The sequence below is a fragment of the Microbacterium sp. STF-2 genome (genome assembly GCF_034650155.1).
Taxonomy (GTDB): domain Bacteria; phylum Actinomycetota; class Actinomycetes; order Actinomycetales; family Microbacteriaceae; genus Microbacterium; species Microbacterium maritypicum_A.
This window is the reverse complement of sequence record NZ_JARKMW010000001.1, coordinates 1,019,954-1,045,372: the sequence shown is the minus strand read 5'-3', so window position 1 is coordinate 1,045,372 and position 25,419 is coordinate 1,019,954. Positions and strand designations below refer to the sequence as shown.

The window sequence follows — 25,419 nt, the reverse complement described above, 5'->3', positions numbered from 1 at the left end:
GATGGCTAGACTGGCTGCGATGAAGGTATTGATCACCGGCGGCGCCGGATACATCGGATCCACTGTCGCCACCGCGTGCATCGAGGCGGGGATGCAAGTGGTCATCCTCGACGACCTGTCCACGGGCCTTCGAGCGTTCTGTGAGGGGCGCGATCTCTATGAGGGCGACATCGCCGACCCGGAGATCCTGACCCGTCTCCTTTCGGATCACCCCGACATCGATGCTGTCGTCCACTGCGCGGCCCGCATCGTGGTGGCCGAATCGGTAACCGACCCCCTCGGCTACTACGACACCAACGTGGGCAGGACCATCGTGCTGCTCCAGCGGCTTCGTGACGCGGGTGTCTCCCGCATCGTGTTCAGCTCCTCGGCGGCGGTGTACGCGGGGGAGAGCGGTCAGGGCGCCGACGAGAACAGCCCCCTCGCACCGTCCAGTCCCTACGCCACGACAAAGGCCATGGTCGAGCAGATCTTGAAGGACGCGGCGACGAACGACGACTTCCGCGCGATCGCTCTCCGCTACTTCAATCCGATCGGAGCCGATCCGCAGATGCGTACCGGCCTGCAGAACCCCCTGCCCTCGCACGCGCTGGGGAAGATCATGCGGGCCCGCGCGACCGGTGAGCCGTTCTCGATCACGGGCACCGACTGGCCCACCCGCGACGGCTCAGGGCTGCGCGACTACATCCATGTCTGGGACCTTGCGCTCGCGCACGTGGCCGCTGTCCAGAGGTTCGACGACGTCTCCACACCCGATGAGCCCTACCAGGTGATCAATATCGGTACAGGGGAGGGCGTGACCGTCCGCGAGCTCGTGGCGGCGTTCGAGCGCGTCACCGGTGAGCCCCTTCCCACGATCGACACCGATCGCCGCCCCGGAGACCAGGCGGGCGCCTTCGCGATCGTCGATCGCGCGGCGGATGTCCTGGACTGGCGTGCGGAGCGCTCTGTGGACGACGGCGTGCGCGACGCGATCACCTGGGCGGCGAAGCTTCCCTCGGTGCGCTGACGACGCTCTCCGGCTACTCCTGCGGACGCAGCGTCGGGATGGCGCCCGTATGCGCCGCATCGATGTTCTCGCGCCACGACCGCGATTGCCCGGCACGCAGGGCGCACAGCACGAGCATGAACCACCCGGCGCCGACGAGCGTGAAGCTCTCGAACATCGAGTCGACCGCCAGGGTCACGAGCATGATCGGGGTCCACGCGTAGACGACCGATCGTCGTGTGCTCGCCACGAGCCAGGAGCGGATCAGGGCGACACCGCCCAGGAGCAGGAACACCACCAGGCCCGCGGCGCCGAGTTGCAGGAGCACGTCGAAGAACGCGTTGAGCGCGCTCTGGTGGCGATCGTCGAGCTGGAAGTTGATGTAGGTGAACGGGTATTCGCCGCGAGCCCAGTCACCGAACCATCCCCAGCCCTGGATCGGCTTCACCGCGACGAAGTCCAGGATGGTGTTCCACAGCGAGGCGCGGAGCGAGAAGTCGGATCCGGCGTCGAGCAGGGCGATGATCTGGTGGCGCAGCGCGAAGCCGGCAGCGAGAGCGAGGGTGACCACGACCCCGAGCATCCATTGCACGATCGTCCGTCGTTCCGGAGGCGCATGCCGGACGATCGTGAGCGCCACCGTGACGACGCCCACGGCACCGGCGAGCACCAGGACGGTCGGAGAGGAGGAGAGCACCGCCAGGAACCCCGCGAGCCCTATCGAGATCACGGCGAGCGGTGCGTTCACCGATTGCGTCCGCCACTCGATCACGAACGTGATCAGTGCGATCACCGCGATGAACCCGAGCATGTTGCGACTGCCGAACAGCCCCTGGATCGGGCCGCCCGCCGCGAGGTCGCCCTGCACGCCGAGGAATGTGAACGGCAGGTCGAGAAGCACGCCCGACAGGATCTCCACGGCGAGCGAGGCGGCGAGGAGCACCCGCAGCGTGTCTCCGATCGCCCGCACGGTCTGGAGGGTGTCCCGGATGTGTCCGATCGTGATCGCCAGGAACGCATAGCCGAACAGGGACATCCAGCCGAAGATCGTGTCGGACTTGTCCGTGCTCCAGAAGACGCTCACGAGGGCCCACGCGAGGAATGCGAGCAGCGACGACGGCGCGATGCGCAGAAGGGAGAGCTCGTCCCTGCGCACCCACAGGATCGCCGCGCCGAGCAGGCACAGCGCTGCGATGATCGTCGCCAGCGTGACGGCTGACGTCATCTGCCGGATCGCGTACGATCCGAACACCGCGGTCAGGGCAGCGAGCGTGAACGCACGAGCCAGCTCCACCGATCCGAGCAGGCGGACCATCGGGCGCGCCGGCGTCACGGCACCCGCCGCTGCCGAGCGCCGCGTTCGAACAGGAGGTCGCGCTCGCCGACGCCGACCAGCGGCACCGACTTGAGCTTGAACGACAGGAGCACCAGGAGCATCCACCCCCACAGCATGATCGGCGTGGACTCGGAGAAGCCCTGCACCAGCAGCACCACCGTGAACAGGCTGGGAAGCAGGGTCAGCGGGGAGAACGGTCGTGCGCCGTCGAGATCCCAGCGGGGACGGTCGACGGCGAAGAACCAGGAGCGCCACAGCAGCGTGCCGTACGCGACCGCCATGAGCACAACGCCGACGACACCGAGCTGGAGCAGGACGTCCAACCACATGTTGTGCGCGTGGAACACGGTGATGCCGTGGTCGGTGATCCACTCGTCGAAAGCGGGGTCCGTCGGGATCCAGGGGCTCGAGAAGCCGTTGCCGAAGATCGGGTGCTCACCGGCGCGCTGCAGCACCTTGGTCCAGATCTTGTCCGAACGGCCGGTCAGATCGGCGCTGCGGCCGAGGAGACCGAGCAGCGGCTCGCGCAGCAGCCAGACGCCCAGGGCCGCGATCGCCGCGCCGCCGATGGCCACGATGTAGATGCGCGTGCGTGCGCCGGGGGTGCGGGCGCGGCGCATCAGGAGTGCGACGACGAGGACCACTGCGACGGCGGCTGCGCACACCATCGCAGTGGCCGATGCCGTACGGAACAGGAAGTACGCGGCGAGGAGCATCCACAGGGCGAGCGTCGTGCGCCACCGCGCTCTGGCGGCGAACAGCACTCCGAATGTGATGATCGCGAAGAGCGAGATGATCGCCAGGAGATTCGCGTTTCCGACGATGCCCTGGATCCTGCCCCCGTCGAACAGGTTGTCGCGCACCCAGTACCACTGCGGATCGATCTTTCCGTCCGGGAGTTCGAGGAAGTTCGGCAGCAGCGGTCCATGAAGCACCAGAGAGACCCAGAGCTCGATCGCCAGGGAGAGGCCGAGGATCCATTTGAACGCGGAGGAGAGAGCGCGGACGATCTCATGCCAGGTCAGCACGTGGGCGATGAAGAGAGCGTTGACCGTGACCGACGCGAGCAGGACCCAGGTGATGAGCGTCGGCCCGCGCCACTGCGACCAGGCCACGGATACGAGCGCGAGGGTCGTGTAGCCGAGCGCGGTCCATGGCAGGCGACGCCAGCGGAAAGGCTGCGGCCGATTGCGGGCGAGCATCGGGACGCCGATGCCGAGCGTCGCCAGCGTGAAGACGGCGAGCGTGATCGCGGCGCCCTCCGGCCCGAGCAGGTTGTAGACGGCCGAGTGGGCGAAGGTCACGAAGAGCACGACGATCGCATACCCGCGCAGCATGAGATGCCCCGTCGACTCGCGCTCCGGCGCGGTGGGCGGGGCAGACACCGGATGCTTCGTGTACTGGGCCATCGCGTTCAGGCTACCGTCCCGCGCTCCCGACGTCGCTGAACGCGGCGACGCGGCTCTACGCTGGTGGCATGCTGCTGAGCCTCACCAACACGCCCCGTGATTACGCCTGGGGATCGGACTCCCTCCTCGCCGGACTCGAGGGACGCACACCGACCGGCGCTCCGGAGGCGGAGGTCTGGTTCGGCGATCACCCCGGTGACCCGGCCGACGTCGCCGGCGGTGGCACACTCGATCAGGTCACGGGAGGCACACTTCCCTACCTCCTCAAGCTGCTCGCGGCGGGACGCCCGCTCTCGATCCAGGTGCATCCGACGATCGAGCAGGCGCGCGCGGGGTGGGCGCGGGAGAGCGGTCTCGACGCCGACGACCCGCAGCGCAACTATCGGGATGACAACCACAAACCCGAACTCCTGGTGGCGCTCAGCGATCGATTCGAGTCGCTGAGCGGACTGCGTCCCGTCCCTGACACGCTTTTCTTGCTCGATGCGCTCGATGACAGCGGTGGGGTCCGACAGCTGCGCACACGTCTGAGTGCCGAGGGCGACGCCCTGCGCGACGTGATCGCCTGGCTGCTCGGCGGGGAGGCGGACGACGAGGTCGACGAGATCATCGGCGCGATCGTCACCGCCGCGGCTCGGGGCGAGGCGGGGGAGTGGAGCACGACGCTCCGCGCCATCGCCGACGTCGCGGCGACGTACCCGGGGGACCCGGGAGTCGTCGTGGCGCTCCTCATGAACCATGTGGTGCTCGAGCGTGGAGAGGGCGTGTTCCTGCGCGCCGGTCTGCTGCACGCCTATCTCTCCGGGCTCGGCGTCGAGATCATGGCCGCGAGCGACAACGTGCTTCGCGGCGGCCTCACGCCCAAGCGCATCGATGTGCCCGAGCTCCTGACCATCCTCGACACCACTCCCGGGGAGGTGCCGGTGCTGCGGGCAGAGAGCGCGGGGCCGGTCACGCCGTATCCCGTTCCGGTATCCGACTTCGCCCTCGAGCGCGTCGTGGTCGACGGAGCCGTCCTCACCCTCGACGTCTCCGGGCCGACGATGGTGCTCGCCACCGCGGGAGACGTCACCGTCTCTTCGGCCTCCGGGGACGAACTCGTGCTCGCGGTCGGCACGGTCGCCTTCGCCGACACGGACGAGGCGACCGTCACGCTCTCGGGCGTGGGCGAGGTCTTCATCGCCGGTCCCGGGCGATGATCCCCGCGGCCGATCACCGCATCCCGACACGCCGGTGATGGTCCATGAACCTTCAATAGTCGCTTGAGGGTTTACGATCCGCGACTTGACCGGAGCGAATGACACGGGTGTAATTAGTCATGCGCACGGCCCGCCGGGGGGCGGAGACAGGGTTGGAGATCGAGATGACGGGTTACCGTTCAGACGTACCGGAGAACTGGTTCGTCGATCCGATCAACCTCGGTGTTCCCGGGGTTCGACGCACCGATGCCGGCGATGACGACAACGCTCTCGCCTGGCAGAGCGACGCTCTCTGCTCGCAGACCGACCCGGAGGCGTTCTTCCCCGAGAAGGGTGGATCGACGAGGGACGCCAAGCGGATCTGCACGTCGTGCGACGTCCGCGGGGAGTGCCTGGAATACGCTCTCAACAACGATGAGCGGTTCGGCATCTGGGGTGGCCTGTCCGAGCGCGAGCGCCGGAAGCTCAAGCGCCGCGCGAGCTGAACGGACCCGCATCGGCGCGAGAGCGACGATGCCACCGGCTTCGCGGGCGCGCCGTATCCGGTGCGTCGACGTCGCCCCTCGCGCGCATAGGCTGACGACGTCATGCCAGCCCGAGTTCACGCCATCATCGTCGCGCGCACTGGATCCTCTTCCCGAGCGCAACTCCTCCGCACTCTCGACGCCCTTCGCACGCAGACCACCCCCGCGGCGGCGGTGACCCTCGTCGTATGCGGCGATGCGTCGTCCGTGCGCGAGAGCGAGGTCGTGGCGGGCACCGTCGAAGGGATCATCGAGGCGCGTGCCTCGACGTCCTTCGCCGAGGCGGTGGAGCTCGCCCGACCTCGAGTGCCCGAGGGGTCTGCGGTCTGGCTGCTGGCACAGGACACGACGCCGCACCCTCGGGCGCTGGAGCGTCTGAGCGGCACGCTGGAGCGCTCGCCGTCCGCCGCCATCGTCGCCCCCAAGCTCGTCGCCACGGACAACGAGCGCGAGATCGTCTCGCTCGGCGTCAGCATGACCGCGTGGGGCCGCTCCGTCGAACTCGCGGCGGGAGAGCTCGATCAGGGTCAGCACGACCGTTCCGACGATGCTCTCGGCGCCGATGTGCGGGGGATGCTCATCCGTGGCGAGGTGCGCGATGCCCTGCGACCCGATCCGGCCCTCGCGGGGGCCGATGAGGGACTCGACCTCGGGGTCCGTGCACGCCTCGGGGGTGGCCGTGTCGTCCTCGCGCCGAGTGCGCGGGTCTCGGCATCGTCGGGTGGTCCTGCCGCGCTTCCGTCTGGTCGAACGCGCCGCGCTTACGTGACCCGCCTGGCCCAGCTGCACCGACGGCTGGCGTACGCGCCGGCCGCGGCCGTGCCGCTGCACTGGCTCAGCCTGCTTCCTCTCGCGCTGTGGCGCTCCATCACCGACCTCGTCGGCAAGCGGCCCGAGGCTGTTTTCCCCGAATGGGGGGCTGCCCTCACGGCCATGTTCCGATTCGGTGCGGTCGCACGTTCCCGCGCCGGCATCCGCGCCTTCCGCACTTCCGCCTGGGCCAGCATCGCTCCGTTGCGCGTGACGTCCTCCGAGCTGCGACGGCGTCTGGATGACGGGCACGGAAGCGAGGGAGGTGCGGTCAGCGAACTGCGTTTCTTCTCCGGTGGTGGGGCCTGGGCCGTACTCGCGGCCCTGGTCGTCAGCATCGCGTCCTTCACGAGCCTGCTCGCCTGGCCGACGCTGGGGGGCGGGGGACTGCTGCCGCTCCGTCAGACCATCGCTGCGCTCTGGAGCGATGCGGCGTGGGGAACCCGCGACGTCGCCCTCGGCCTCGTCGGCCCTGCCGACCCCTTCGCCTCCGTGGTCGCGGTACTCGGGACGCTCTGGCCTGCCGGCCCTTCCTTCGCCATGGTGCTGTTGTGGATCCTCGCCCTCCCGCTCGCAGTTCTGGGAGGGTGGTTCGCCGCCACGCGAGTGACCGATCGCGGAGGGCTCCGGATCTTCGCCGGCATCGCGTGGGCGCTCGCGCCCACGTTCCTCACCGCCCTGGTCGACGGACGTCCGGCCGCGGTGCTCGTCCATCTCCTGCTTCCTTGGCTCTTCCACAGCGCTGTGGTCGCCCATCGGTCATGGGGCGCCGCCGGGAGCGCGTCGCTGCTCCTCGCCGCCGTGCTCGCCTGCGCACCGTCGCTGGCACCCGCCCTTGCGCTGCTCTGGATCGTCGCCCTGGGCATCGTGCTGGGAACGGCGCAGTTCCGTGGCGCGGGGCGACTGCTCTGGCTGCCGGTGCCGACGATCGCCCTGTTCTCACCACTGGTGATCTGGCAGCTCGCTCACGGCACGCCTCTGGGGATCCTCGGCGACCCCGGACTCATCTGGGCGGGCCCCCAGGCCGCCGCTGACGCCGCCGGACGCCTCGCGATCGCCGGCGGCTTCCCGACATCGGAGCTGGGCGGCTGGATGGCGCTTCTGCCCGCACCCATCGCCGTGTGGGCACCACTCCTGTGCGCACCTCTCGCCGTGCTGGCGCTCGGTGCGGCGGTCGCTCCACGCTGGCGCGCGGGGATCACCCTGCTCGTGGTCGCCCTGTCCGGGCTCGCCACGGCGTTCCTCGCGGTCGGGGTCACGGTGAGCTTCGCGCAGGGGACGCCGGTGGCGATCTGGCCGGGTACCGGACTCAGCCTGGCGTGGATCGGTGTCGTAGGGGCTGCCCTCGTGACGCTCGACACCGCGCTCACGCTTCCGCGTCTGCGGATCTTCGCGGCCGTCGCCGCGGCCGTGACACTGGCGGTCTGCGCGATCCCGGCGCTCAGCGCGCTGCACATGGGGCGCTCGGTGCTCACGAACGGTCCTGAGTCGACGCTGCCCTCGTATGTGGCCGCACAGGCCGCAGGGGATCGGCCGATCGCGACCCTCGTGCTCACCCCGCAGAACGACGGAGGACTGGCCGCAGAAGTGGCCTGGGGAGCCAGCGAGACGCTGGGGTCGCAGTCGACGATGATCTCCACCGCGGTCGAGCCGCAGGGAGCCGACATCTCCGCCCTGGCCGTGGATCTCCTCTCGGCCCGCGACTTCGATGCGCCCGGAGCATTGGCCGCCGAAGGGATCAGCTACGTCCTGGTCGCTGAGGTTCCTGGTGAAGGGGACAAGGCGCGGGCGCTTCGTACCGCGGCGGTCGCCTCGATCGATCAGCGTGCCGGCCTCGTGCACGCGGGCACCACCGATCGCGGCGTGCTCTGGCGTCTCGATGCCGACGCCGCCGAACAGCCACCGCTGACATCCGCCCAGCAGGGCACTGCTCGCCTCGTGATCACCGTGCAGCTGCTCGCAGTCTTCGCGGCCCTCCTGCTGTCCATCCCGACCCGCGCGTCGCGTCGTGCGGCTCGCGCCCAGTCGCGCATCGTCGGTCGCGTGCCTGAGGAGCCGATCGTGCTGCCTCGGCACGCGGAGGACAGGGATTCCCTTGATGAAGCGCCCGTCGGGGTGATCGAGGACCCCCAGGACGCGCCCGCCCTGAACGACGAGGCACTGGCGCCAATCGCTGATCCGGTGATCGATGACGCCGCTGGCCCGGTGGACGAGGTGACAGTGAGCGAGGCGACAGCGGACGGTGGGTCGGCGGACGGCGCTTCGGCGAGCCCCCACGACGAACACGCGAAGCCGATGGAGGAGGACCGATGAGCAACGGGAACCGCGCCTTCCGGGTCGCCGCGACCAGCGCCCGTGTCATCACGGGCGTGGCCGTGATCGCCGCCTGCGTCGTCGGTGTCGCCACGGCGATCCATGCGCCGTGGCCGATCGTCGCGCACGACCCCGCGCAGGTCGAGGTCACACCCGTGCCTGGCGACAGCGTGCTGGTCTGCAACGGCGATCTCCGTGCTCTCGGTCGTGACGCGTCGGCCCCCCTGGACATGCTCTCCGCGGCACCGACGAGCCTCACGTCCGGAGGCACGGCCGGAAGACCGTCGTCCGAGACGCTTGAGGTACCCGATCTGCCCGATGCGGGTGGACCGCAGGTGCTCACCGGCCCGGTCGATGGGCGTTCGGCACCGCTGATCGCCGGTGCCGAGTCCGTCACGATCGCCGCGGACGACCTCGCGGGGTACGCCGCCCTGCCCTGCGGCGTGCCGAGGCTGGAGTCGTGGCTCGTGGGCGGGAGCATCGACACCGGCACCGAAGACATCATCACCCTCACCAACGCGACCGAGGTCCCGTCGACGGTGACCCTCGCCGTGTACGGAGCCGCCCGCAGCACCCGGACGGTCATCGTCCCTCCGCGCTCGCAGACGGCGCTCCCTCTGACCTCGTTCGCCACCGGCAACGATCTGCCGGTGGTCAAGGTGAGCGCGGTGGGAGCCCCGGTGAGAGCGGCCCTCCAGTCCTCGCTCGTGCGCGTCCTCGATCCTGCCGGCATCGATCTCCAGGACTCGGTCGCGGGACCCCAGCAGAGACTCGTCTTCACCGGAGTGCAGGCGTTCCCGGCCAACGGCGATGACGCGGAGATGGCCGTTCTCCGGGTGCTGGCCCCCGGCGTCGACGCTCGGGTCCAGGTGAAGGTGCAGGCCGAGGGCGCCACGGTGCCTGTAGACGAGTTCACCGTGCCCGTCGAGGCGGATCTTCCCGCTCAGGTCTCGCTCTCCGGCCTCGAGCCCGGTCGGTACACCGTCGAGGTCGAATCCGACGTGCCGCTCCTCGCCGGGGTCAGGCAGCAGGACGGCTTCGGTCTCGATTCGGACTTCGCGTGGGTCACCCCCGCGCCGGAGATCGACGCCGAGGTGGTCTTCGCCGTGCCCTCCGGTCCCGATGCACGACTGCAGGTGTCGAACACCTCGGACCGGGACGCAACCGTCACACTCGAGCCGGTCGACGGCGGTCAGGCCCAGGAGGTCGTCATCCCCGCGGGGGAGACCGGCGGGATCGCGGTGGAGGGGCGGACGACGTACCGGATGCGGACGACGGCGCCCGTGCACGCGGCCGTGACCCTCACGGCACCCGGGGCGCTCGCAGTGCTCCCGGTGCAGGCGAGCAGCGGCGGAGAGAAGCCGATCACGGTCTATCCCTGACGGAATGCGGGTGCCCCGGCCGCCGGAGTGTCAGTGCTCGTGACCGAGATCCCACGGTTCACGGCCGACGTACTCCGCGGCGGCCCGGAACACCGCGCTCTCGATGGCCATGCGTCTGTGGGCGGCATCGTCGTGCCCCGGAGGCAGGAGCCGCTCGATGGGAAGTCGGAACAGGACGATACGTCGATTGTCGCGATCGAGGTACCAGCGCGGCACCTCTTCGCCGGCGTCGAAACCCGGGATCGCGCCGATCTCGAACCGGACGTCCTGCAACTCTGGCCACGTCCCGCGGAGGAACTCCACGGCCGTTCCGACGGTGAGGTCGAATCTGTCGAGGCGGCCGTCGAGTGGAGCCAGCGGCGGTCGCACGACCTCGCTGCGGCCGAGACGCCCGTGTCGTCCGTGGCGTGCACCGCGCCGCGGGGCAGCGGAGGCATGAGCGGTGCGGCGGCGGGGCATGACGAAAGTCTAGGCGGTGCCAGGATCACTCGGCGCGGCATCCGGCGCTCACCCGGGGCGCGCCGTACGCTGGCGGAGATGGACGGACGACTGTGCTCGAAGGTCGGCTGCGCGCGCGAAGCCGTAGCCACCCTCACCTACGACTACGGCGATCAGATGGCGGCGCTCGGCCCGCTCGGCGCCGCGAACGACCCGCAGGCACATGATCTGTGCTCACCGCATGCGGACCGGCTCTCGGTTCCCGCGGGCTGGCTGGTGGTCCGTCACGAGGCCCTCCGCGCCTGACGGCGTTGCGTCGACACGCGGACGCAGCCGTCGGCGAGGATCCGAAGTCTGGATACGCTGACCGCAGGCGTGCCAGGGCGGCACGGCTGGAAAGGCACTCGTGATCGTCTGGCGCCGCTGGATCTTCCCCCTGCTTCTCGTGGTGGTCTTCGGAGCGTGTGCCGCGGCACTCGTCAAGATCGCGTTCTTCCCCGACCGCGCGGAGAGCGTCGTCAGCCCTGAGGCGGGGATCACGGATCCGGTGGTGGTGGTGGAACGCGGTTCGGTGGTCAACGCGCTGAGCCTGAGTGGGAACGTGGCCCGCGACGACGCCTACGTCGTCCGCGGCGAGCTCAACGGCACCGTCCTCGCCGTGCACGTGGGTGAAGGAGCAGCGGTGGCCGCCGGCCAGAAGCTCTACACCGTGCGCCAGGAAGAGCCGCGCAAGGACATCGACGTCGTCGCGCCGGAAGCGGGCGACGTGTCGGAGTTCGCCATGGTCAAAGGCCAGGCCACCACGGTCGGGACAGAGGCGTACAAGCTCACCCCGGCCAAGTACCACCTGCTCGCGACGGTCGACCCTGTGCAGCTGTACCGCCTCGTCAACGCGCCCACGGAGGCGACGGTCACCATCACCGGCGGTCCCGCGCCGTTCGCGTGCACCGGAGTCGGGGTGCAGGTCACCGCGGAGGGCACGGCGAGTGTGCGCTGCGCCATCCCCGTCGATCAGACCGTCTTCGCCGGACTCCCCGCGAAGATGGACCTCGCCCTCGGCCAGGTCGACGATGCTCTGGTGATCCCGGTCACCGCCGTCCAGGGCGGCGCGGGATCCGGCAAGGTCTGGGTGGACGCGGGCGACGGATCCGACCCCGAGGAGCGCGCCGTGACGCTCGGCGTCAACGACGGCGTCACGGTCGAGGTGACGGAGGGGCTGGCCGAGGGGGACAGCATCCGTCAGTTCGTCCCCGGCTTCGTGGCTCCCGTCGAGGAGTTCTGCTACGAGGTCTCCCCGGGAGTGGAGCAGTGCGACAGCGGGATGAACTGGTGAGTCTCGTCGCGCTCGACGACGTCTCCAAGAGCGTGCTCCTGGCGGATGACTCCCGGCTGGAGATCCTCCGCGGGATCACCCTCGAGGTGGGAGCCGGTGACCACGTCTCGATCGTGGGTCGGTCGGGATCCGGGAAATCCACCCTGCTCAACATCCTGGGCATGCTGGACGCACCGACATCGGGCTCCGTCGCATTCGAAGGACGCGAGGTGCGCAGGATGCGCTCCGGTCGGCTCGACCGCCTGCGCGGGGACAACGTCGGCTTCGTCTTCCAGCAGTTCAATCTTCTTCCCGGGCGCACGGCGATCGACAACGTGATGATGCCGCTGGGCCACGCCAAGGGGAAGATGTTCTGGAACCGTCGTCAGATCGCCGCCGACATGCTGGAGCGGGTCGGCCTCGGGCATCGTGTCGAGCAGATCGCGGACAAGCTCTCCGGCGGCGAACAGCAGCGCGTCGCGATCGCCAGGGCGCTGGTCCGCCGACCCGTCCTGATCCTCGCCGACGAGCCGACGGGCGCGCTCGACATCGACACCGGCGCATCCGTGATGTCGCTCCTCGACGAGGTGGCCACCGAGACGGACGCTGCACTGGTCACGATCACCCATGACCTCCATGTCGCGGCACGGGCACGTCGGCACTACCGCCTCGATGCGGGCCGCCTGGAAGCCGCCGACCTCAGCCGCGCCTTCGAAGCGTCGACCCTCGCGGCGTCGGTGCCTTCGGCGCCGCCGGAGGTGATCGCATGACCGGCTTCCTCGGTGCTCTCTCCGACGCCTGGGCCGAGATCCGGGTGCACAAGCTGCGTGTGCTGCTCAGCCTGATCGGCATCGCGGTGTCGGTGGGCGCTCTGACCGCGGTCGTCGCGTTCTCCGAGTACCAGCGCCAGTTCCAGGCCGAGCAGTCCGACCGGTGGGGCGGGCGCGCCGCGACCGTCGTCGTCTCCGTCAACAGCGATGACGGCTCTCCCGTCGACGCCGACGGCTTCGATGCCCGCTTCAGTCGTGTGTCCGAGCGGTTCGGCTTCAGCCACACCGCGCGCATCTCCCAGGGGCTGACGGTCGACCTGCAGCTTCCCGACGGCATAGCGCCGGTTCCGGCGCGCATCATGGATCCTGCGTTCTCGCAGATCCATCGCGAGCGGCTTCTGGACGGGCGCTGGTTCATCGACTCGGACACCGAGGCGATGGCACCCCCCGTCGTGATCACCGAGCCCCTCTGGGACCGTCTGGGGCGTGTGCCGCTGTCGCAGCACCCGACGGTGGCCCTGAGCGGTCCGGCCGGTGGCACGTACCAGGTGATCGGAGTCACACCTCGCCAGGGCTTCGGCGACGAAGAGCTTCGCGTCGATCTGCTCTACGACGCGTACCGGGCTCGCGTGGACGCGTTGCCCACGGAGGCGTGGACCCAGTACGAGATCTGGATGGGCACGGGGCAGGTCGACCAGATCGCCCCGGTGCTCGCGATGGACCTCCGGGCGGGCCTGCCTGCGGGACAGACGGTCACGGTGAACAGATCGGACTGGGCGGCGCAGCCCGGCGCGATGGACGCCCAGGCGACCTTCGAGATGATCACCGGAGGAATCGCCGCGCTGATCCTCGCCCTCGGAGCGCTGAGCCTCATCAACATCCAGCTCGTGGCGATGCGCCAGCGCGTGCGCGAGATCGGTGTGCGACGCGCGTTCGGGGCGAGCTCGGGGCGGGTCTTCTTCGCGGTGTTCCTGGAGAGTCTGGTGGCGACGACGGTGGCCGGCGTGATCGGGATCGCGATCGTCGTCGCGGTGCTGCGGTCGGAATGGGTCATCACGTCGCTGTTCTACGGCATCCAGGACATCCCGCCGTTCCCGATGCGGGCGGCGCTCATCGGGCTTCTCGCCTCCGTCATCGTCGGCGCGGTGTCGGGCTTCATCCCCGCCCTCGTCGCCCTGCGGGTGAAGGTGATCGACGCGATCCGTTTCTGACACACCGGCGGGCTCGACCGGGTCGCCCGGTGGTGGTGGGAGGGTTCCTGCGGACGTCCGCTAGACGCCGACCCGACGGCCGGTGAGCCGTTCGGCACGACGATCGGAGTTCTCCAGCGCGCGCCGCTCGCGCTCGCGACGCAGAACGGTGATGCCGATCAGAACCTGCTCGGGCGGCGCCGAGGGCAGCGGTGAGACGAACGGGCTCGCCTCGGTGAGCAGATCCTGGGCGACGCGTGCCCGCGCCGCCGGGATCATGCGCGGGGCACTCTGCAGGAACTGGGAGATCCGGCGTGCGAGACGGTCGGGCAACCGGGCGACGTCGGCGATCTGCGCCCAGCCGGCCAGCGGTGAGGGAAGGACGGGGACGTGCGAGCTCAGAGCGGGTGTGCGCACGCGCTGGCTGTAGGTCCCGGCGACGAGGTCGCCCAGACGCTGCGATCGCGCGGTGAACGCGCCCGTGAGCACGGCGATCCCGCCGAAGGTCATGTAGATCTCGAGGACGCCGAGCAGCCCGCGGATGAACGCGTGACGGAAACCCGCGGCGCCGCCGTCCATGCGCACGATCCGTCCACCGACCGCGAGCTTGCCGAGGCTGCGTCCCTTCAACGCGACCTCCATCGTGATCGGGAGCACGACGAAGCTCACCACGAACGCCGAGACCACGGCGATGCGATCCGTCGTCTCATCGAGCACGCCCGCGTCCAGCAGCCAGATGCGCAGGAAGATCCACAGGGTGAAGACGGCGTAGCCGAGGAGCATGTCGATCGCGGCGCCGAGCGCTCGCAGCAGGAACCCGACGGGCTGCACGTCGAGCGCGACGGCCTCGCCGGACAGGACCTCGTCGGAGACGTCGATCGGGACGGACATGAGTACAGTAAATCAGGTGGATGCCGATGCGCTGACAGATGCACGCCGCGCCGAATGGGAGCGGCTCGACCAGCTCAGTCGCGCCCGTCTCGACGGCGACGGGGTCGATGAGCTCATCGTCCGGTATCGGGCGGCCTCCGCCGATCTCGCCGAACTGAAGACGTCCGTCGGCGACTCGCCGCAGGGCGCGTACCTGTCGACGATCCTGGTCCGCGCCCGGCTGCGGCTCACCGGCGCATCCGACAGCATCCTCACCCAGACGAGCCGCTTCTTCCGGTGGCAGCTGCCCGCGGCCCTGTACCGCTTGCGTTGGACGACGCTGGTCATCGCGATCTCGTTCATCGCGGTCGCCGTCGGCACCGCCGCATGGATCGCGAGCGACCCGGCGATCGTGGCCACCCTGGGGCCGCCTGCGGCCCTCGCGCAGTATGCGGAGGAGAGTTTCACGGGCTACTACACGGAGAACCCGGCAGCGGCGTTCATGGGCATGGTCTGGACGAACAACGCCTGGATCGCCATGCAGTGCGTGCTCTTCGGCGTCACGGGGATCTGGCCGGTGTACGTGCTGGTGCAGAACGCGATGGGTCTCGGCACGACCGGGGCGATCATGGCCGTCCACGACAAAGCCGACCTGATGGTGCTGTACATCCTTCCGCACGGGATGCTCGAGATGACCTGCATCTTCGTCGCGGCCGCCGCCGGGCTGCACGTCTTCTGGGCCTGGGTCGCCCCGGGGCACCGTACGCGTGGGCAGGCGCTCGCCGAGCAGGGAAGGGCGCTGGCGACCGTCGCGATGGGTCTGGTCTTCGCGCTGTTCCTCGCCGGGCTCGTCGAGGGATTCGTGACGGGCTGGGCACTGCCCTGGCCGGTGAAGATCGGGATCGGTGCGGCCGCGCTCGCCGTGTTCCTCATCTACATGCTGGTGATCGGCGGGAGGGCGCATCGCGCGGGTGAGACCGGCGACCTCGTCGAATACGAAGCGGGCACCCCGCGCCTGGTCGTCGGCTGACGCGATCGGTTCGGCGTCAGAGTCGACCGGCGGCCTTCAGCTCGAGGTAGCGGTCGGCGATCCGCGGTGGGAGGTCTTCCGGATCGGCAGCGATCGCTTCGCCCCCGGCCCTGCGGATCGCGTCGGCGACGTTCTCGGCGTCGCGGAGAGTCCGCTCGGCGGCCGCGGCGAGATACACGTCCTCGCGGGAATCACGACGGCGCGCGAGAGCGGAGATGCCGTCGTCGGTCACGGATCCGACGAGGACCGTGGTCGCACGTGAGGCGTTCGGGAAGGCGCCGAGGAAGCCACGGGCCGACTCGGCCGCGTCCTGCGCCGTCAGGGCCACGATCAGCGAGGGCCGCGTCGTGAGCGAGCGCACGGCGGCGAATGCGCCGTGCCAGTCCGTGTCGACGAGCCGCGCGTGCACGGGAGCCATGGCGTCGGTCAGAGCCGGAAGCAACGCGGCGCCGTCGACCCCGGTGACCCGACCGCGGACGACCCTGTCGTACATCAGCAGGTGCACGTGATCACCGGCACGCGAGGCGAGTGCCGCCAGCAGCAGTGCCGCCTCGAGCGCGGCATCAACGCGCGTACCGTCGCCGACACGAGCTGCCGCTGTACGTCCGGTGTCGATGATGATCACCACATGACGGTCCCGTTCCGGTCGCCAGGTGCGCAGCATCGTCGTTCCTGCGCGGGCGGTCGCCCGCCAGTCGATCGAGCGCACGTCGTCACCGCGCACGTACTCACGCAATGAATCGAACTCGGTACCCTGACCGCGCACCTGGATGCTCGTGTTGCCATCCAGCTCGCGCAGCCGAGCGAGGCGGGACGGAAGGTGCTTGCGCGAGGAGAAGGCAGGGAGCACGCGGATCGCTCCGCGGACGGAATGCCGTGCCTGCCGGCCCGCGATGCCGAGTGGTCCGCGGGAGCGGATCATCACGAACTCGCTGGCCAGTTCCCCGCGACGGCGGGGGAGGAGCGGAATGGCGACACGGCCGCGCTCATCCGGCGGGACGACCAGGTGGTGCCGGTCCGACGGCGCCCCCGCCGTCGGCTGCCATGCGTCGCGAAGCAGGGCGTGCAGTGGCTTGGTGCCGTGGTTGTGCACGGCCACGCTCACCGGGACCGGCTCCCCGATGCGCACACGCGCGGGCACTCTGCGACTCACCGTCACCGATCGGGGGCTCGCCGCGAGCGCGACGTCGACGGCGACGAGCAGCGCGCACAGGCCGATCCAGGCGCCGAGGACCGCGTACGCCGGATAGCCCGCGAGTCCGGCGATGACGAGCGGGATGACGCCCACGGCGAGGGCGACGGCGAGGCGGCCGGTGACGAACACCTAGATCGGCACCCGGGTCTGCTGCACCACGGAGGTGAGCACCGCGTCGGCGGACACGCCTTCCATCTGCGCGTCGGGTCGCAACTGGAGGCGGTGGCGCCATACGGGCACCAGCATCGTCTGCACGTGGTCGGGGGTCACCGCGGAGGAGGCGTTGAGCCACGCCCACGCCTTCGCGGCCGCAAGCAGACCGGTCGATGCGCGCGGGCTGGCACCGAGTTCGACCGACGGAGACTGGCGGGTCGCCCGAGCGAGGTCGACGACGTAGCCGAGCACGTCGTCCGTGACCTCGACGGCGGCGGCCGCCTGCTGGGCTGCGCGGATCTCGTCGGCGGTGACCACCGCCTCCACACCGGTCAGCTCGCGCGGCGAGAAGCCCTCCGCGTGTCGACGCAGCACCGAGACCTCCGCGTCGCGTTCGGGCATGCCGACGACGAGCTTCATCAGGAAGCGGTCCAGCTGCGCCTCGGGCAGTGAGTAGGTGCCCTCGTGTTCGATCGGGTTCTGCGTCGCTGCGACGAGGAACGGGTCGGGCAGGGGGCGACTGACGCCGTCAGCCGACACCTGGCGCTCCTCCATGGCTTCCAGGAGCGCGGCCTGGGTCTTCGGCGGCGTGCGGTTGATCTCGTCCGCGAGCAGGATGTTCGTGAACACCGGGCCGGCGCGGAAGTCGAACTCGCCGGTGCGCGCGTCGTACACGAGCGAGCCGGTGACATCGCCCGGCATCAGGTCGGGAGTGAACTGGACGCGTTTGGTGTCGAGGCCGAGCGCTCGTGCGAAGGAGCGGACGACCAGCGTCTTCGCGACGCCCGGCACACCCTCGAGGAGCACATGGCCTCGGGCGAGCAGCGACACGAGCAGCCCGGTGACGGTGCCGGCCTGGCCGACCACCGCCTTGTCGACCTCGGTGCGCACCCGGTGCATGGCCTGGCGCAGTGCGGCGTCGTCGGTGGGAAGGTTCTCAACGGTCACGTGTTTCCCTCTGCTTCTCGGGGATGGGTGGTCGGTTCTGATCGGTCGACGTGCGTGCTGTCGTCCACAGCGGTCTCGAGCTCGTCCAGGCGTCTGGCGAGGTCGACCAGAGCGGCGTCGTTCTCGGGGAGCGGCCCGGCGAGCAGCGCCTGGAGCGTGCCCCGGGGAATCCGCAGACGATCAGAGGCTGCATCCGCGACCTCGTCTGCGCCCGCGTGGACGGCGAGTCCGAGCCGTCGAGCCAGTCGTCGCTGGGTTCCGTCGCGGAGCGCCTGCCCGGCGTGCGGTGCATCTGCGGCTCTGGCCGTGAGACGCGCACGTCCGTGCATCGTCTCCGACGCCCGCACGGTGACCGGCAGCGTCTCGGCGACCAGGGGACCGAACCGCTGACCACGCCAGATCGCCGTGGCGATCCCCGCGATGATCAGCAGCAGGATCGCAGGTGTGACCCAGGGAGGCGTGAGACTGCCGAGGGTGTCGACCGGCTCGGCCTCGATGTCGGAGTCCGCGAAGCTGGGGACGTACCAGACGACGCGATCGGTCTGACCCAGCAGCGCCAACCCGAGGGCGGCGTTGCCGTTCTCGGCGAGATAGGCGTTGCCGAAGAGCCTGGTGCCCTCCACCACCACTCGTTCGGGCGTGGAACGGCGGTCCACGAGGACGGCGGCGCCCTCGGCATCGCCGAAGCAGGCCTGCACGCCGTCCGCCGGGGTGAACAGGCGGTCGGCACGGATGGTCCCGACCCTCGCGAACTCGGCGACGTCGCAGTCGGGGGCCGCCGCCGGCAGTGTTCCCGTGGCGTTCTCTCCGATGCCGAGCTCGTTCAGCAGGTGCGTGCCGGTCGAGAGGAACACGACGCGCCCCGCCGGAGCGGTGAGCGTCTCCAGGGCTTCGTCGGTCAGGGTGTACGGGTTGGCCATCACGAGTGTCGTGTCTTCGTCGATCGCTGTGAGCGCCTCGGCCCGCGAGCGGCGGACGTCGACCTCGACGCCCTGATCGCGCAGGATGTCCGCGAGCGCGAGGGCGCCGCCGTCGTCTCGGGCTTCGGGGTCGAGGGCACCGCGCGCGCCGGGGGCGGTCACGGCGACACGCAGTCCGACCGCAGCGACGATCAGGACCAGGGCGGCGACGATCGTCCATCCGATGATCGTCTTGGCCCGGCTCGGGCGGTGTTCCGCCGTGGAAGGGGCAGCCGGGGAGGAGGCGGCGTGGTCAGGCTCGATCACGGTCATGCCGGCACCGCCTCGGGGCGGCGTGCGCGGATCCGATCATCGATGTCGACGAGATCCCGATAGGTCTCGGCGCTCGCGGTGTGCCCCAGGTAGCGGACGTCGTCGAAGGAGGAGGCTGCTCGACGCATGGCGGCTGCCTCGTCGACGAACACCGTGCTCGCCTCGCGGGCGATCGACTGCGCCGTCGCGCCCGGCGCCGGATCGATCAGATCGCGCTCCCGCAGGCTGCGCGCGATCGCCCGGTACCGGAGGATCGTCGCGGCGTCCCAGTCTCGTTCGCGGGCGGCCCGCTCGGCGTCCGATCTCAACTGCGCCGCACTGCGGTCGTCGGCCGCTCCGAGGAGGTCTCCCTGTGCCCGCCTGACGGCGCGGGAGCTGCGCGGTCTGCCCCAGATGATGAGCGCGGCGACCAGCGCGGCCGCGATGATGACGATGACGATGATGAGGGCGGACGGCCCGATGCCCGCCCCGTTGCCGGAGCTGAACAGGTCGGCGAGGAAACGGCCGATGTCACGCGCCAGGAGATCGAACCACGTGGGCTTCGCGTCGGCGTAGCGAGGGTTGGAGAGCTCTTCCTCCGCCCAGCGTCGGGCTTCGTCCCCGTCGGGGACGAACAGGTCGTCGAACGGTCGGATCATGCGGTGCCGTCTGCGCCGGGCGCGGCCCACCCGCCGTCATCGGGTGCTGCTTCCGCTGAGGGGACGCTCGGCATGGTGGATGTTCCCGATGCGGCGGTCGGCGCGGGAGGCGGCGGTGGCGGGAACGCGACGGCAGGCGGTGTCACGGGCGCCGCCGCCGGATACGGCATCGAAGGCTGTGCGGGGTGCGGCTGTGCGGGGTACGGCTGTGCGGGGTACGGCTGTGCGGGATATGCCTGAGGCGCTCCCGGCTCTCCGAACGTCGGCTGTGCGCCGTAGGGCGGATACCCGTAGCCCTGCGACATCATGACGTGCTCCGGCACCTGGCGGGGCGGCGGTGCAGAGGTGACGGCCCGTGACGGATCGACGCGGAACGGATCGTCCTGCTGCTCGTCGGTCCAGCCGAGGTCACGGCGCTCCACGTATGCGATCAAGGTCTGGTCCAGACCCTCGTAGCGCATCCGGCAGTCGAGGTAGACGAGCGCCGATCCGGTGCTCTGGACCACGAGGGTGATCGCCTGGATGACGAGGAGCAGGATCTGCGGGGCGATCAAGGTCACGACGAAGGCGACCACCGCACTCGGGTCCTCTGCTCCTGTGGGCGCGACGACCGAGCCGAGGAGAGAGCCGAGCAGCGTGGCGGGGACGCTGACGACCTGGGCCGCGATGCCCATGATCGCGCTGATGAGTAAGGTCACACCGAACGCGACCCAGAAGCGCCCGCGGGTGAGCCTCCAGGAGCGGACGAAAGCGTCTCGGAAACGTGCACGCTCGAGGACTAGAATCGACGGTACGAGCAGCAGCTTCGTGGTGAGCCACACCGCCAGCGGGATGCAGGCGAGGACGATGACGATCACCACGAGCACGACGACGCCGACCATCTCGGCGCTCCCGCCCATGCCGCCGGCGATGAAGGCCGCGATGATGACGGCAGCGATGATGAAGATGCCGAACACGGCCGCGACGGAGAGGGAGGCGAAGCCGGCGAGTCGCCAGAACGCCGGGGCCATCCGGCGCCACAGCATCCGCAGCGTCGCCTTCACTCCGATCGCGGCATAGCCGATCTCCGCGGCGACGACGCCTTGCATCATCGCCGTGAAGGCGATCGAGGCGACACCCACGGCGAGCCCGGCGATCAGGTTCACCGCGATGGTCCCCGCCATCACCGCTTCGAAGTCCGGAGAAGAGGGAGAGACGGTCTCCAGGCGGCTGAACGTCGTGAAGAAGACGACGCCCATGACCACGGCCGTGACGACCACCACGACGAGCTGGATGACCACGGCGAAGCCGAAGAGCACCTTCGGGTTGTGCCGAAGCGCGGCGAAGGCCTTTCCCAGCAGCATTCCGAACGAGAGCGGATGAAGGGGGATGATGCCCTTCTTCGGGGCAGGCGTCCACGTCTGTCCGGTCACAGGCACTCCCTCTCCATCGTGCGCTCCCATCGTGTCATATCCCTCGCGCGGCGCGTCATATCCCGCACACGGTGCGCAGACCTGGGATCGCTGGGACTCGGTGCCATAAGGTAACTCTTATGACCTCACGTATTCTCGTGGTCGACGACGACACCGCGCTCGCCGAGATGATCGGGATCGTGCTGCGGACCGAAGGCTTCGAGCCGGTCTTCTGCGCGGACGGTGCGCGCGCCGTCGACGAGTGGCGAGCGCAGCGACCCGACCTCGTGCTGCTCGACCTCATGCTCCCCGGCATGGACGGGATCGAGATCTGCACCCGCATCCGTGCCGAGTCCGGCGTGCCGATCATCATGCTCACCGCGCGCAGCGACACCGCCGACGTCGTCCGCGGGCTCGAGGTGGGCGCCGACGACTACATGGTCAAGCCTTTCAACCCGAAGGAACTGGTCGCCCGCATCCGCACCCGGCTTCGTCCCACGCCGCAGGCCACGAGCGAGCAGCTCCGCGTCGGCGACCTCACCGTCGACGTCGATGCGCACGAGGTCCGCCGGGGCACGGCTCCGATCGCGCTCACGCCGTTGGAGTTCCAGCTTCTCGTCGCACTCGCGTCGAAGCCCCAGCAGGTGTTCTCCCGGGAGATGCTCCTGGAGCAGGTGTGGGGCTACCACTACAAGGCCGACACCCGACTGGTGAACGTGCATGTGCAGCGCCTGCGCGCGAAGGTGGAGCTCGACCCCGACAACCCGAAGATCGTCATGACGGTGCGCGGCGTGGGCTACCGCGCCGGGAGCGTCGGCTAGGAGCACGATGGCCGCGACGACAGCGACCACCGCGACGGTCGCTGTCCTGCGCGACTGGCGAGGTTGGCCGACGATGCTCGGCATCCTGTGGCGCCGCTCCTTGCGGTTCCGCACGCTCTCGATCACCCTGCTCGCGACCTCCCTGGCGATCTTCATCACGTGCGTGACGATGGCTCTCGTCATCCAGAACGATCTCTTCATCTCCCGCAAGGACGTCGCCCTCGAAGACTCCCGCCGCGCGGTCGATCAGGCGCAGGGGATCCTGGACGTGGCCGAGGTGGGGGATGACTCCGCGGCCCTCACCGAACTGTGGAACAGCGTCCAGTCGAATCTCACCCGCACGTCGAGCACCGATCAGCTCGCCGGCTTCAAGATCGACAATGCGAACGGTGTCCGACTTAACGGCTTCGAGGCCGGGCTGAGCAGGAGCCTGCTGAGCCCGGAACTCCAGGCGCGCGTCGTGGAGTTCGACGACCGCCAGGCCTGGCAGTCGGTGGCTCTGCCCTCCCCGGACGGGGGAGAGGTTCCCGGAATCATCGTCGGGCAGCAGCTCCAGGTGCCGGAAGCCGGGGCGTTCGCGATCTACTTCGCCTACGACCTCGGCGACGCGGACCAGACCCTGGTGTTCGTGCAGCGAACGCTGTGGATCGCGGGGATCGGTCTCGTGGCGATCGTCGCCGCGATCTCCTGGATCGTCCTCCGCGCCGTCTCGACCCCGATCGTGCAGGCTGCGGAGACCAGCGCGCGGCTGGCGGCGGGGGATCTCGGCGTGCGCCTCGAAGTACACGGAGAAGATGAACTCGCCACTCTCGGACGGTCGTTCAACGCGATGGCCGACAGCATCGAGTCGCAGATCAAGGAACTCGGCGAACTGTCGATGGTGCAGCAGCGGTTCGTGTCGGACGTGTCGCACGAGCTGCGGACTCCGCTGACCACCATCCGCCTCGCCGCGGACATGCTCAACGACCAGCGTGAGGAGTTCGAACCCACCACCGCCCGCACGGCCGAGTTGCTGCACGCCCAGGTGCAGCGCTTCGAGACCTTGCTGTCGGATCTGCTCGAGATCAGCCGTTATGACGCGGGATCGGTGCAGCTCGAGTTGGAGGCGACGAGCCTCACCCACCTGGCCGAGGACATCATCGAGCAGATGCGTCCGTTGGCCGAGGGGCACGGCACCGAGCTGCGGCTGGTGGCACCGGGTGGCTACTCGCCCGTCGACATGGATCCGCGTCGGGTGCGCCGGGTGCTGCGCAACCTGATCGGCAACGCGATCGAGCACGGCGAGGGACGCCCGGTGGTCGTCACCGTCGACAGCAACCAGCACGCGGTCGCCGCCGGGGTGCGGGATTTCGGCCTGGGCATGGAGCCGGCCGATGCGGAGCGTGTCTTCGATCGCTTCTGGCGCGCCGACCCTTCGCGTCAGCGCACGATCGGGGGGACGGGACTCGGGCTGTCGATCGCCCTGGGAGATGCGACCCTGCACGGCGGTACCCTCGACGTCTGGTCCGAACTCGGCGTCGGGACGAACTTCGTGCTCACGATTCCCCGACACGGTGGAGTCCTGGACGGTCCGAGCCCGATCCCGATCGAACCCCAGGAGCCCTTCGCGGAGCTCGGCGACGCGACCCAGCCGATCTCGCTGACGGACGCGCCCGCCGGCATGTTCGATGAGGAGGACTGGTCGTGACCGAGCGGAGACCGAATCGGCGGCTGCGAGGCCTCGCGCTGATACTCGTCGCAGCGCTGCTTCCCGCATGCGCGGGGTTGCCGACGAGTGGTGACGTCGCGGTCGGCCTCAAGCTGGGGGAGTCACCGCAGGACGTCGACATCCTCCCCGTGGCCTCCGGCCCGATCACCGGTGCGGGACCCGAGGAGATCGTCGAGGGCTTTCTCGAGGCCGGTATCACGACGACCGACAACTGGGACACCGCACGCGACTTCCTCGCGCCTTCGTTGCAGCGCAGCTGGAGCCCGTCGGCAGGGGTGTCGATCGACATCGGCACGGACACCAGGACCGTCGCCTCTTCGGTCCCCGACGATGAGGTGGAGAGTGCGGACACCGCAGAGGTCCAGGTCACGCTCGACCTGGTCGCGAGTGTCGATGACGCCGGAGAGTACTCCGAGGCCCTCGGATCGTCCAACGTGGCATTCACGCTGCAGCGGATGGAGAACGGCGAATGGCGCATCACGCAGGCGCCGGACGGCGTGGTGATCGATGAGACGCGATTTACCAAGGTGTTCGAAGGGTATCCGTTGCAGTACTTCGACCTCGGCTGGTCGAGGCTGGTGCCCGACATGCGCTGGTTCCCGCGGCGCCAGAGCCCCGCGACGACGGTGACACGGGCGCTCATCGGCGGCGAGCCCAGCGAGTGGTTGGACCCCGCAGTGCAGAACGCTTTCCCCGCCGACGTGCAGTTGGCGCAGGACGCGGTTCCCATCGTCGGCCAGGTGGCGGATGTCGCGCTCACCCGGCCCGCCTCGGGCCTCGACGCCGCCACGCTCTCCCGGATGCGCACCCAGCTCCAGGCGACCCTCCGCGCTGCCGGCGTCGCGGTGACCGAGGTCCGGTTCACGGTGGACGGCCGCAACCTCGAGGCCGGGGTGGCGGATGTCGTCCCCCCGTCGGCCACGACGGGCACTCTCGTGCTGCAGAACGGCGCGTTCGGGCGGATCGTCGGCGATGAGATCTCGCCCATCCCCGGTATCAGCTCGGAGATCAGCGCCGTCACGCAGCCGATCGTCTCCATAGACGTCGCCGCCGATGACTCCCGCGCCGCCGTGCAGCTCGCCGATCAGCACGTCTATCTGATCGGCGAAGGCAGCCTCGACGAGCTGGACGCCCGTCCTGGTCTCATCAAGCCCTCACTCGATCCGTACGGCTACACCTGGTCGGTCCCCGCGGGAGCACCGGCGGCGGTGCAGGCGGCGGGAAGCGATGCCGTCGGGCATCAGATCGCGAAGGCATGGCCGAGCGCATCGACGATCTCTCATCTGCGGGTATCGGCAGACGGCGCCAGGGTGGCGGCCGTGGTGACCGTCGGCAAGCAGATGTGGGTGGTCGTCGCGGCGGTCGTCCGTGACGCCGCCGGCATCCCGATCGAGCTCGGCGAGTTCACGCAGCTGACCCAGCTCTCCGAGCCGGCGATGGGTTTGGTGTGGCTGGGGGCCGATCGTGTGGGTGTGCTCGCCGACCAGAGCAGCCCGCGTCTCCTCACCCAGGTGGTCGGCGGTCCGGGGTCGGCGGAGGCCGCACCGAGCAACGCCCTCTCGATCGCCGGCGCACGCACCGCATCCGGGGTGAGGATCCTCGGCTCCAACGGCGAGCTGTTCGCGCACGCGGGGTCGGCCTGGCGCGAGGTCGCCTCCGACGTCTCCGTGCTCGCGACACGCGTGGGTGAATGACCTTCCCTGCACGGAGGGGACCTGCCTTCAGCTCATTCGCGCAACGGGGATGATCGGCAACTCCGGCG

The 25,419-nt window shown here is 69.7% G+C and carries 22 protein-coding genes; 13 read left to right on the top strand and 9 right to left on the bottom strand.

What is annotated here, in order from left to right; genetic code table 11:
• The first annotated feature begins 19 nt into the window (after positions 1-19).
• Positions 20-1,009 carry a UDP-glucose 4-epimerase GalE gene (gene galE / locus MicroSTF_RS05010; protein ID WP_036271433.1) on the top strand — a complete coding sequence of 330 codons (990 nt, stop codon included), beginning with the start codon at positions 20-22 and terminating at the stop codon, positions 1,007-1,009.
• A gap of 13 nt (positions 1,010-1,022) precedes the next feature.
• On the opposite strand, the gene MicroSTF_RS05005 is transcribed toward galE, so the two are convergent.
• Both MicroSTF_RS05005 and MicroSTF_RS05000 read right to left on the bottom strand, forming a co-directional pair.
• Positions 1,023-2,321: an O-antigen ligase family protein gene (locus tag MicroSTF_RS05005; protein WP_021199826.1), complete on the bottom strand. Its 1,299-nt coding sequence runs from the start codon at positions 2,319-2,321 to the stop codon at positions 1,023-1,025.
• On the bottom strand, positions 2,318-3,733 hold the full coding sequence (locus MicroSTF_RS05000) for an O-antigen ligase family protein (protein WP_029258266.1): 1,416 nt from the start codon (positions 3,731-3,733) through the stop codon (positions 2,318-2,320). Before MicroSTF_RS05000 ends, MicroSTF_RS05005 begins: the two co-directional genes overlap by 4 nt.
• Before the next feature lie 68 nt (positions 3,734-3,801).
• Here MicroSTF_RS05000 and manA point away from each other — a divergent pair, with 68 nt between their 5' ends.
• The 4 genes from manA (at position 3,802) to MicroSTF_RS04980 (ending at position 9,961) form a co-directional block, all read left to right on the top strand.
• On the top strand, positions 3,802-4,932 hold the full coding sequence (gene manA / locus MicroSTF_RS04995; protein ID WP_029258265.1) for a mannose-6-phosphate isomerase, class I: 1,131 nt from the start codon (positions 3,802-3,804) through the stop codon (positions 4,930-4,932).
• Between the two features lie 164 nt (positions 4,933-5,096).
• Positions 5,097-5,417, top strand: coding sequence for a WhiB family transcriptional regulator (locus MicroSTF_RS04990; protein WP_081859749.1), 321 nt, complete (start codon positions 5,097-5,099; stop codon positions 5,415-5,417).
• Positions 5,418-5,519: 102 nt separating this feature from the next.
• On the top strand, positions 5,520-8,579 hold the full coding sequence (locus MicroSTF_RS04985; RefSeq protein WP_231479884.1) for a glycosyltransferase: 3,060 nt from the start codon (positions 5,520-5,522) through the stop codon (positions 8,577-8,579).
• Entirely contained in the window at positions 8,576-9,961 is a 1,386-nt protein-coding gene (locus MicroSTF_RS04980) for a DUF5719 family protein (RefSeq protein WP_029258262.1), read from the top strand. The genes MicroSTF_RS04985 and MicroSTF_RS04980 overlap by 4 nt, the downstream gene beginning before the upstream one ends.
• A 30-nt stretch (positions 9,962-9,991) precedes the next feature.
• Here the strand turns inward: MicroSTF_RS04980 and MicroSTF_RS04975 are convergent, their stop codons facing one another.
• On the bottom strand, positions 9,992-10,420 hold the full coding sequence (locus tag MicroSTF_RS04975) for a hypothetical protein (protein ID WP_231479885.1): 429 nt from the start codon (positions 10,418-10,420) through the stop codon (positions 9,992-9,994).
• Positions 10,421-10,498: 78 nt separating this feature from the next.
• Here MicroSTF_RS04975 and MicroSTF_RS04970 point away from each other — a divergent pair, with 78 nt between their 5' ends.
• From MicroSTF_RS04970 to MicroSTF_RS04955, 4 genes are all read left to right on the top strand, one after another.
• A complete protein-coding gene (locus MicroSTF_RS04970) occupies positions 10,499-10,705 on the top strand; it encodes a DUF3499 family protein (protein WP_021199833.1) in 207 nt (68 codons plus the stop codon).
• 100 nt (positions 10,706-10,805) lie between these two features.
• Entirely contained in the window at positions 10,806-11,732 is a 927-nt protein-coding gene (locus MicroSTF_RS04965; protein WP_021199834.1) for a hypothetical protein, read from the top strand.
• On the top strand, positions 11,729-12,481 hold the full coding sequence (locus MicroSTF_RS04960) for an ABC transporter ATP-binding protein (protein WP_081859744.1): 753 nt from the start codon (positions 11,729-11,731) through the stop codon (positions 12,479-12,481). The genes MicroSTF_RS04965 and MicroSTF_RS04960 overlap by 4 nt, the downstream gene beginning before the upstream one ends.
• Positions 12,478-13,692 carry an ABC transporter permease gene (locus MicroSTF_RS04955; RefSeq protein WP_029258259.1) on the top strand — a complete coding sequence of 405 codons (1,215 nt, stop codon included), beginning with the start codon at positions 12,478-12,480 and terminating at the stop codon, positions 13,690-13,692. The genes MicroSTF_RS04960 and MicroSTF_RS04955 overlap by 4 nt, the downstream gene beginning before the upstream one ends.
• Before the next feature lie 60 nt (positions 13,693-13,752).
• Here the strand turns inward: MicroSTF_RS04955 and MicroSTF_RS04950 are convergent, their stop codons facing one another.
• Positions 13,753-14,562, bottom strand: a complete 810-nt coding sequence (locus MicroSTF_RS04950; protein WP_297554664.1) for an RDD family protein — start codon at positions 14,560-14,562, stop codon at positions 13,753-13,755.
• A gap of 16 nt (positions 14,563-14,578) precedes the next feature.
• On the opposite strand from MicroSTF_RS04950, the gene MicroSTF_RS04945 reads away from it, so the two are divergent.
• Complete coding sequence (locus tag MicroSTF_RS04945; RefSeq protein WP_021199838.1) at positions 14,579-15,571, top strand: stage II sporulation protein M; 993 nt, start codon at positions 14,579-14,581, stop codon at positions 15,569-15,571.
• A 16-nt stretch (positions 15,572-15,587) separates the two neighbouring features.
• On the opposite strand, the gene MicroSTF_RS04940 is transcribed toward MicroSTF_RS04945, so the two are convergent.
• Genes MicroSTF_RS04940 through MicroSTF_RS04920 form a run of 5 tightly spaced genes read right to left on the bottom strand, consistent with a single transcriptional unit; the run spans position 15,588 to position 21,149 of the window.
• Positions 15,588-16,895 (bottom strand): DUF58 domain-containing protein, encoded by a 1,308-nt coding sequence (locus tag MicroSTF_RS04940; RefSeq protein WP_029258256.1) that lies wholly within the window; start codon positions 16,893-16,895, stop codon positions 15,588-15,590.
• Positions 16,896-17,819, bottom strand: a complete 924-nt coding sequence (locus tag MicroSTF_RS04935) for an AAA family ATPase (RefSeq protein WP_208323723.1) — start codon at positions 17,817-17,819, stop codon at positions 16,896-16,898.
• Between the two features lie 44 nt (positions 17,820-17,863).
• A complete protein-coding gene (locus tag MicroSTF_RS04930; protein ID WP_021199841.1) occupies positions 17,864-19,099 on the bottom strand; it encodes a DUF4350 domain-containing protein in 1,236 nt (411 codons plus the stop codon).
• Positions 19,096-19,737 carry a DUF4129 domain-containing protein gene (locus tag MicroSTF_RS04925; protein WP_029258253.1) on the bottom strand — a complete coding sequence of 214 codons (642 nt, stop codon included), beginning with the start codon at positions 19,735-19,737 and terminating at the stop codon, positions 19,096-19,098. The genes MicroSTF_RS04930 and MicroSTF_RS04925 overlap by 4 nt, the downstream gene beginning before the upstream one ends.
• Positions 19,734-21,149: a hypothetical protein gene (locus tag MicroSTF_RS04920; RefSeq protein WP_322954013.1), complete on the bottom strand. Its 1,416-nt coding sequence runs from the start codon at positions 21,147-21,149 to the stop codon at positions 19,734-19,736. Before MicroSTF_RS04920 ends, MicroSTF_RS04925 begins: the two co-directional genes overlap by 4 nt.
• Before the next feature lie 119 nt (positions 21,150-21,268).
• Here MicroSTF_RS04920 and mtrA point away from each other — a divergent pair, with 119 nt between their 5' ends.
• From mtrA to MicroSTF_RS04905, 3 genes are read left to right on the top strand one after another with little or no spacing between them, the layout of a single operon-like run.
• On the top strand, positions 21,269-21,949 hold the full coding sequence (mtrA, locus tag MicroSTF_RS04915; RefSeq protein ID WP_021199844.1) for an MtrAB system response regulator MtrA: 681 nt from the start codon (positions 21,269-21,271) through the stop codon (positions 21,947-21,949).
• Positions 21,950-21,956: 7 nt separating this feature from the next.
• A complete protein-coding gene (gene mtrB / locus MicroSTF_RS04910; protein ID WP_322954011.1) occupies positions 21,957-23,636 on the top strand; it encodes an MtrAB system histidine kinase MtrB in 1,680 nt (559 codons plus the stop codon).
• The gene (locus MicroSTF_RS04905) at positions 23,633-25,351 is read left to right on the top strand and encodes an LpqB family beta-propeller domain-containing protein (protein WP_322954009.1); all 1,719 of its coding nucleotides are present in this window, start codon (positions 23,633-23,635) and stop codon (positions 25,349-25,351) included. Before mtrB ends, MicroSTF_RS04905 begins: the two co-directional genes overlap by 4 nt.
• Positions 25,352-25,419 lie beyond the last annotated feature (68 nt).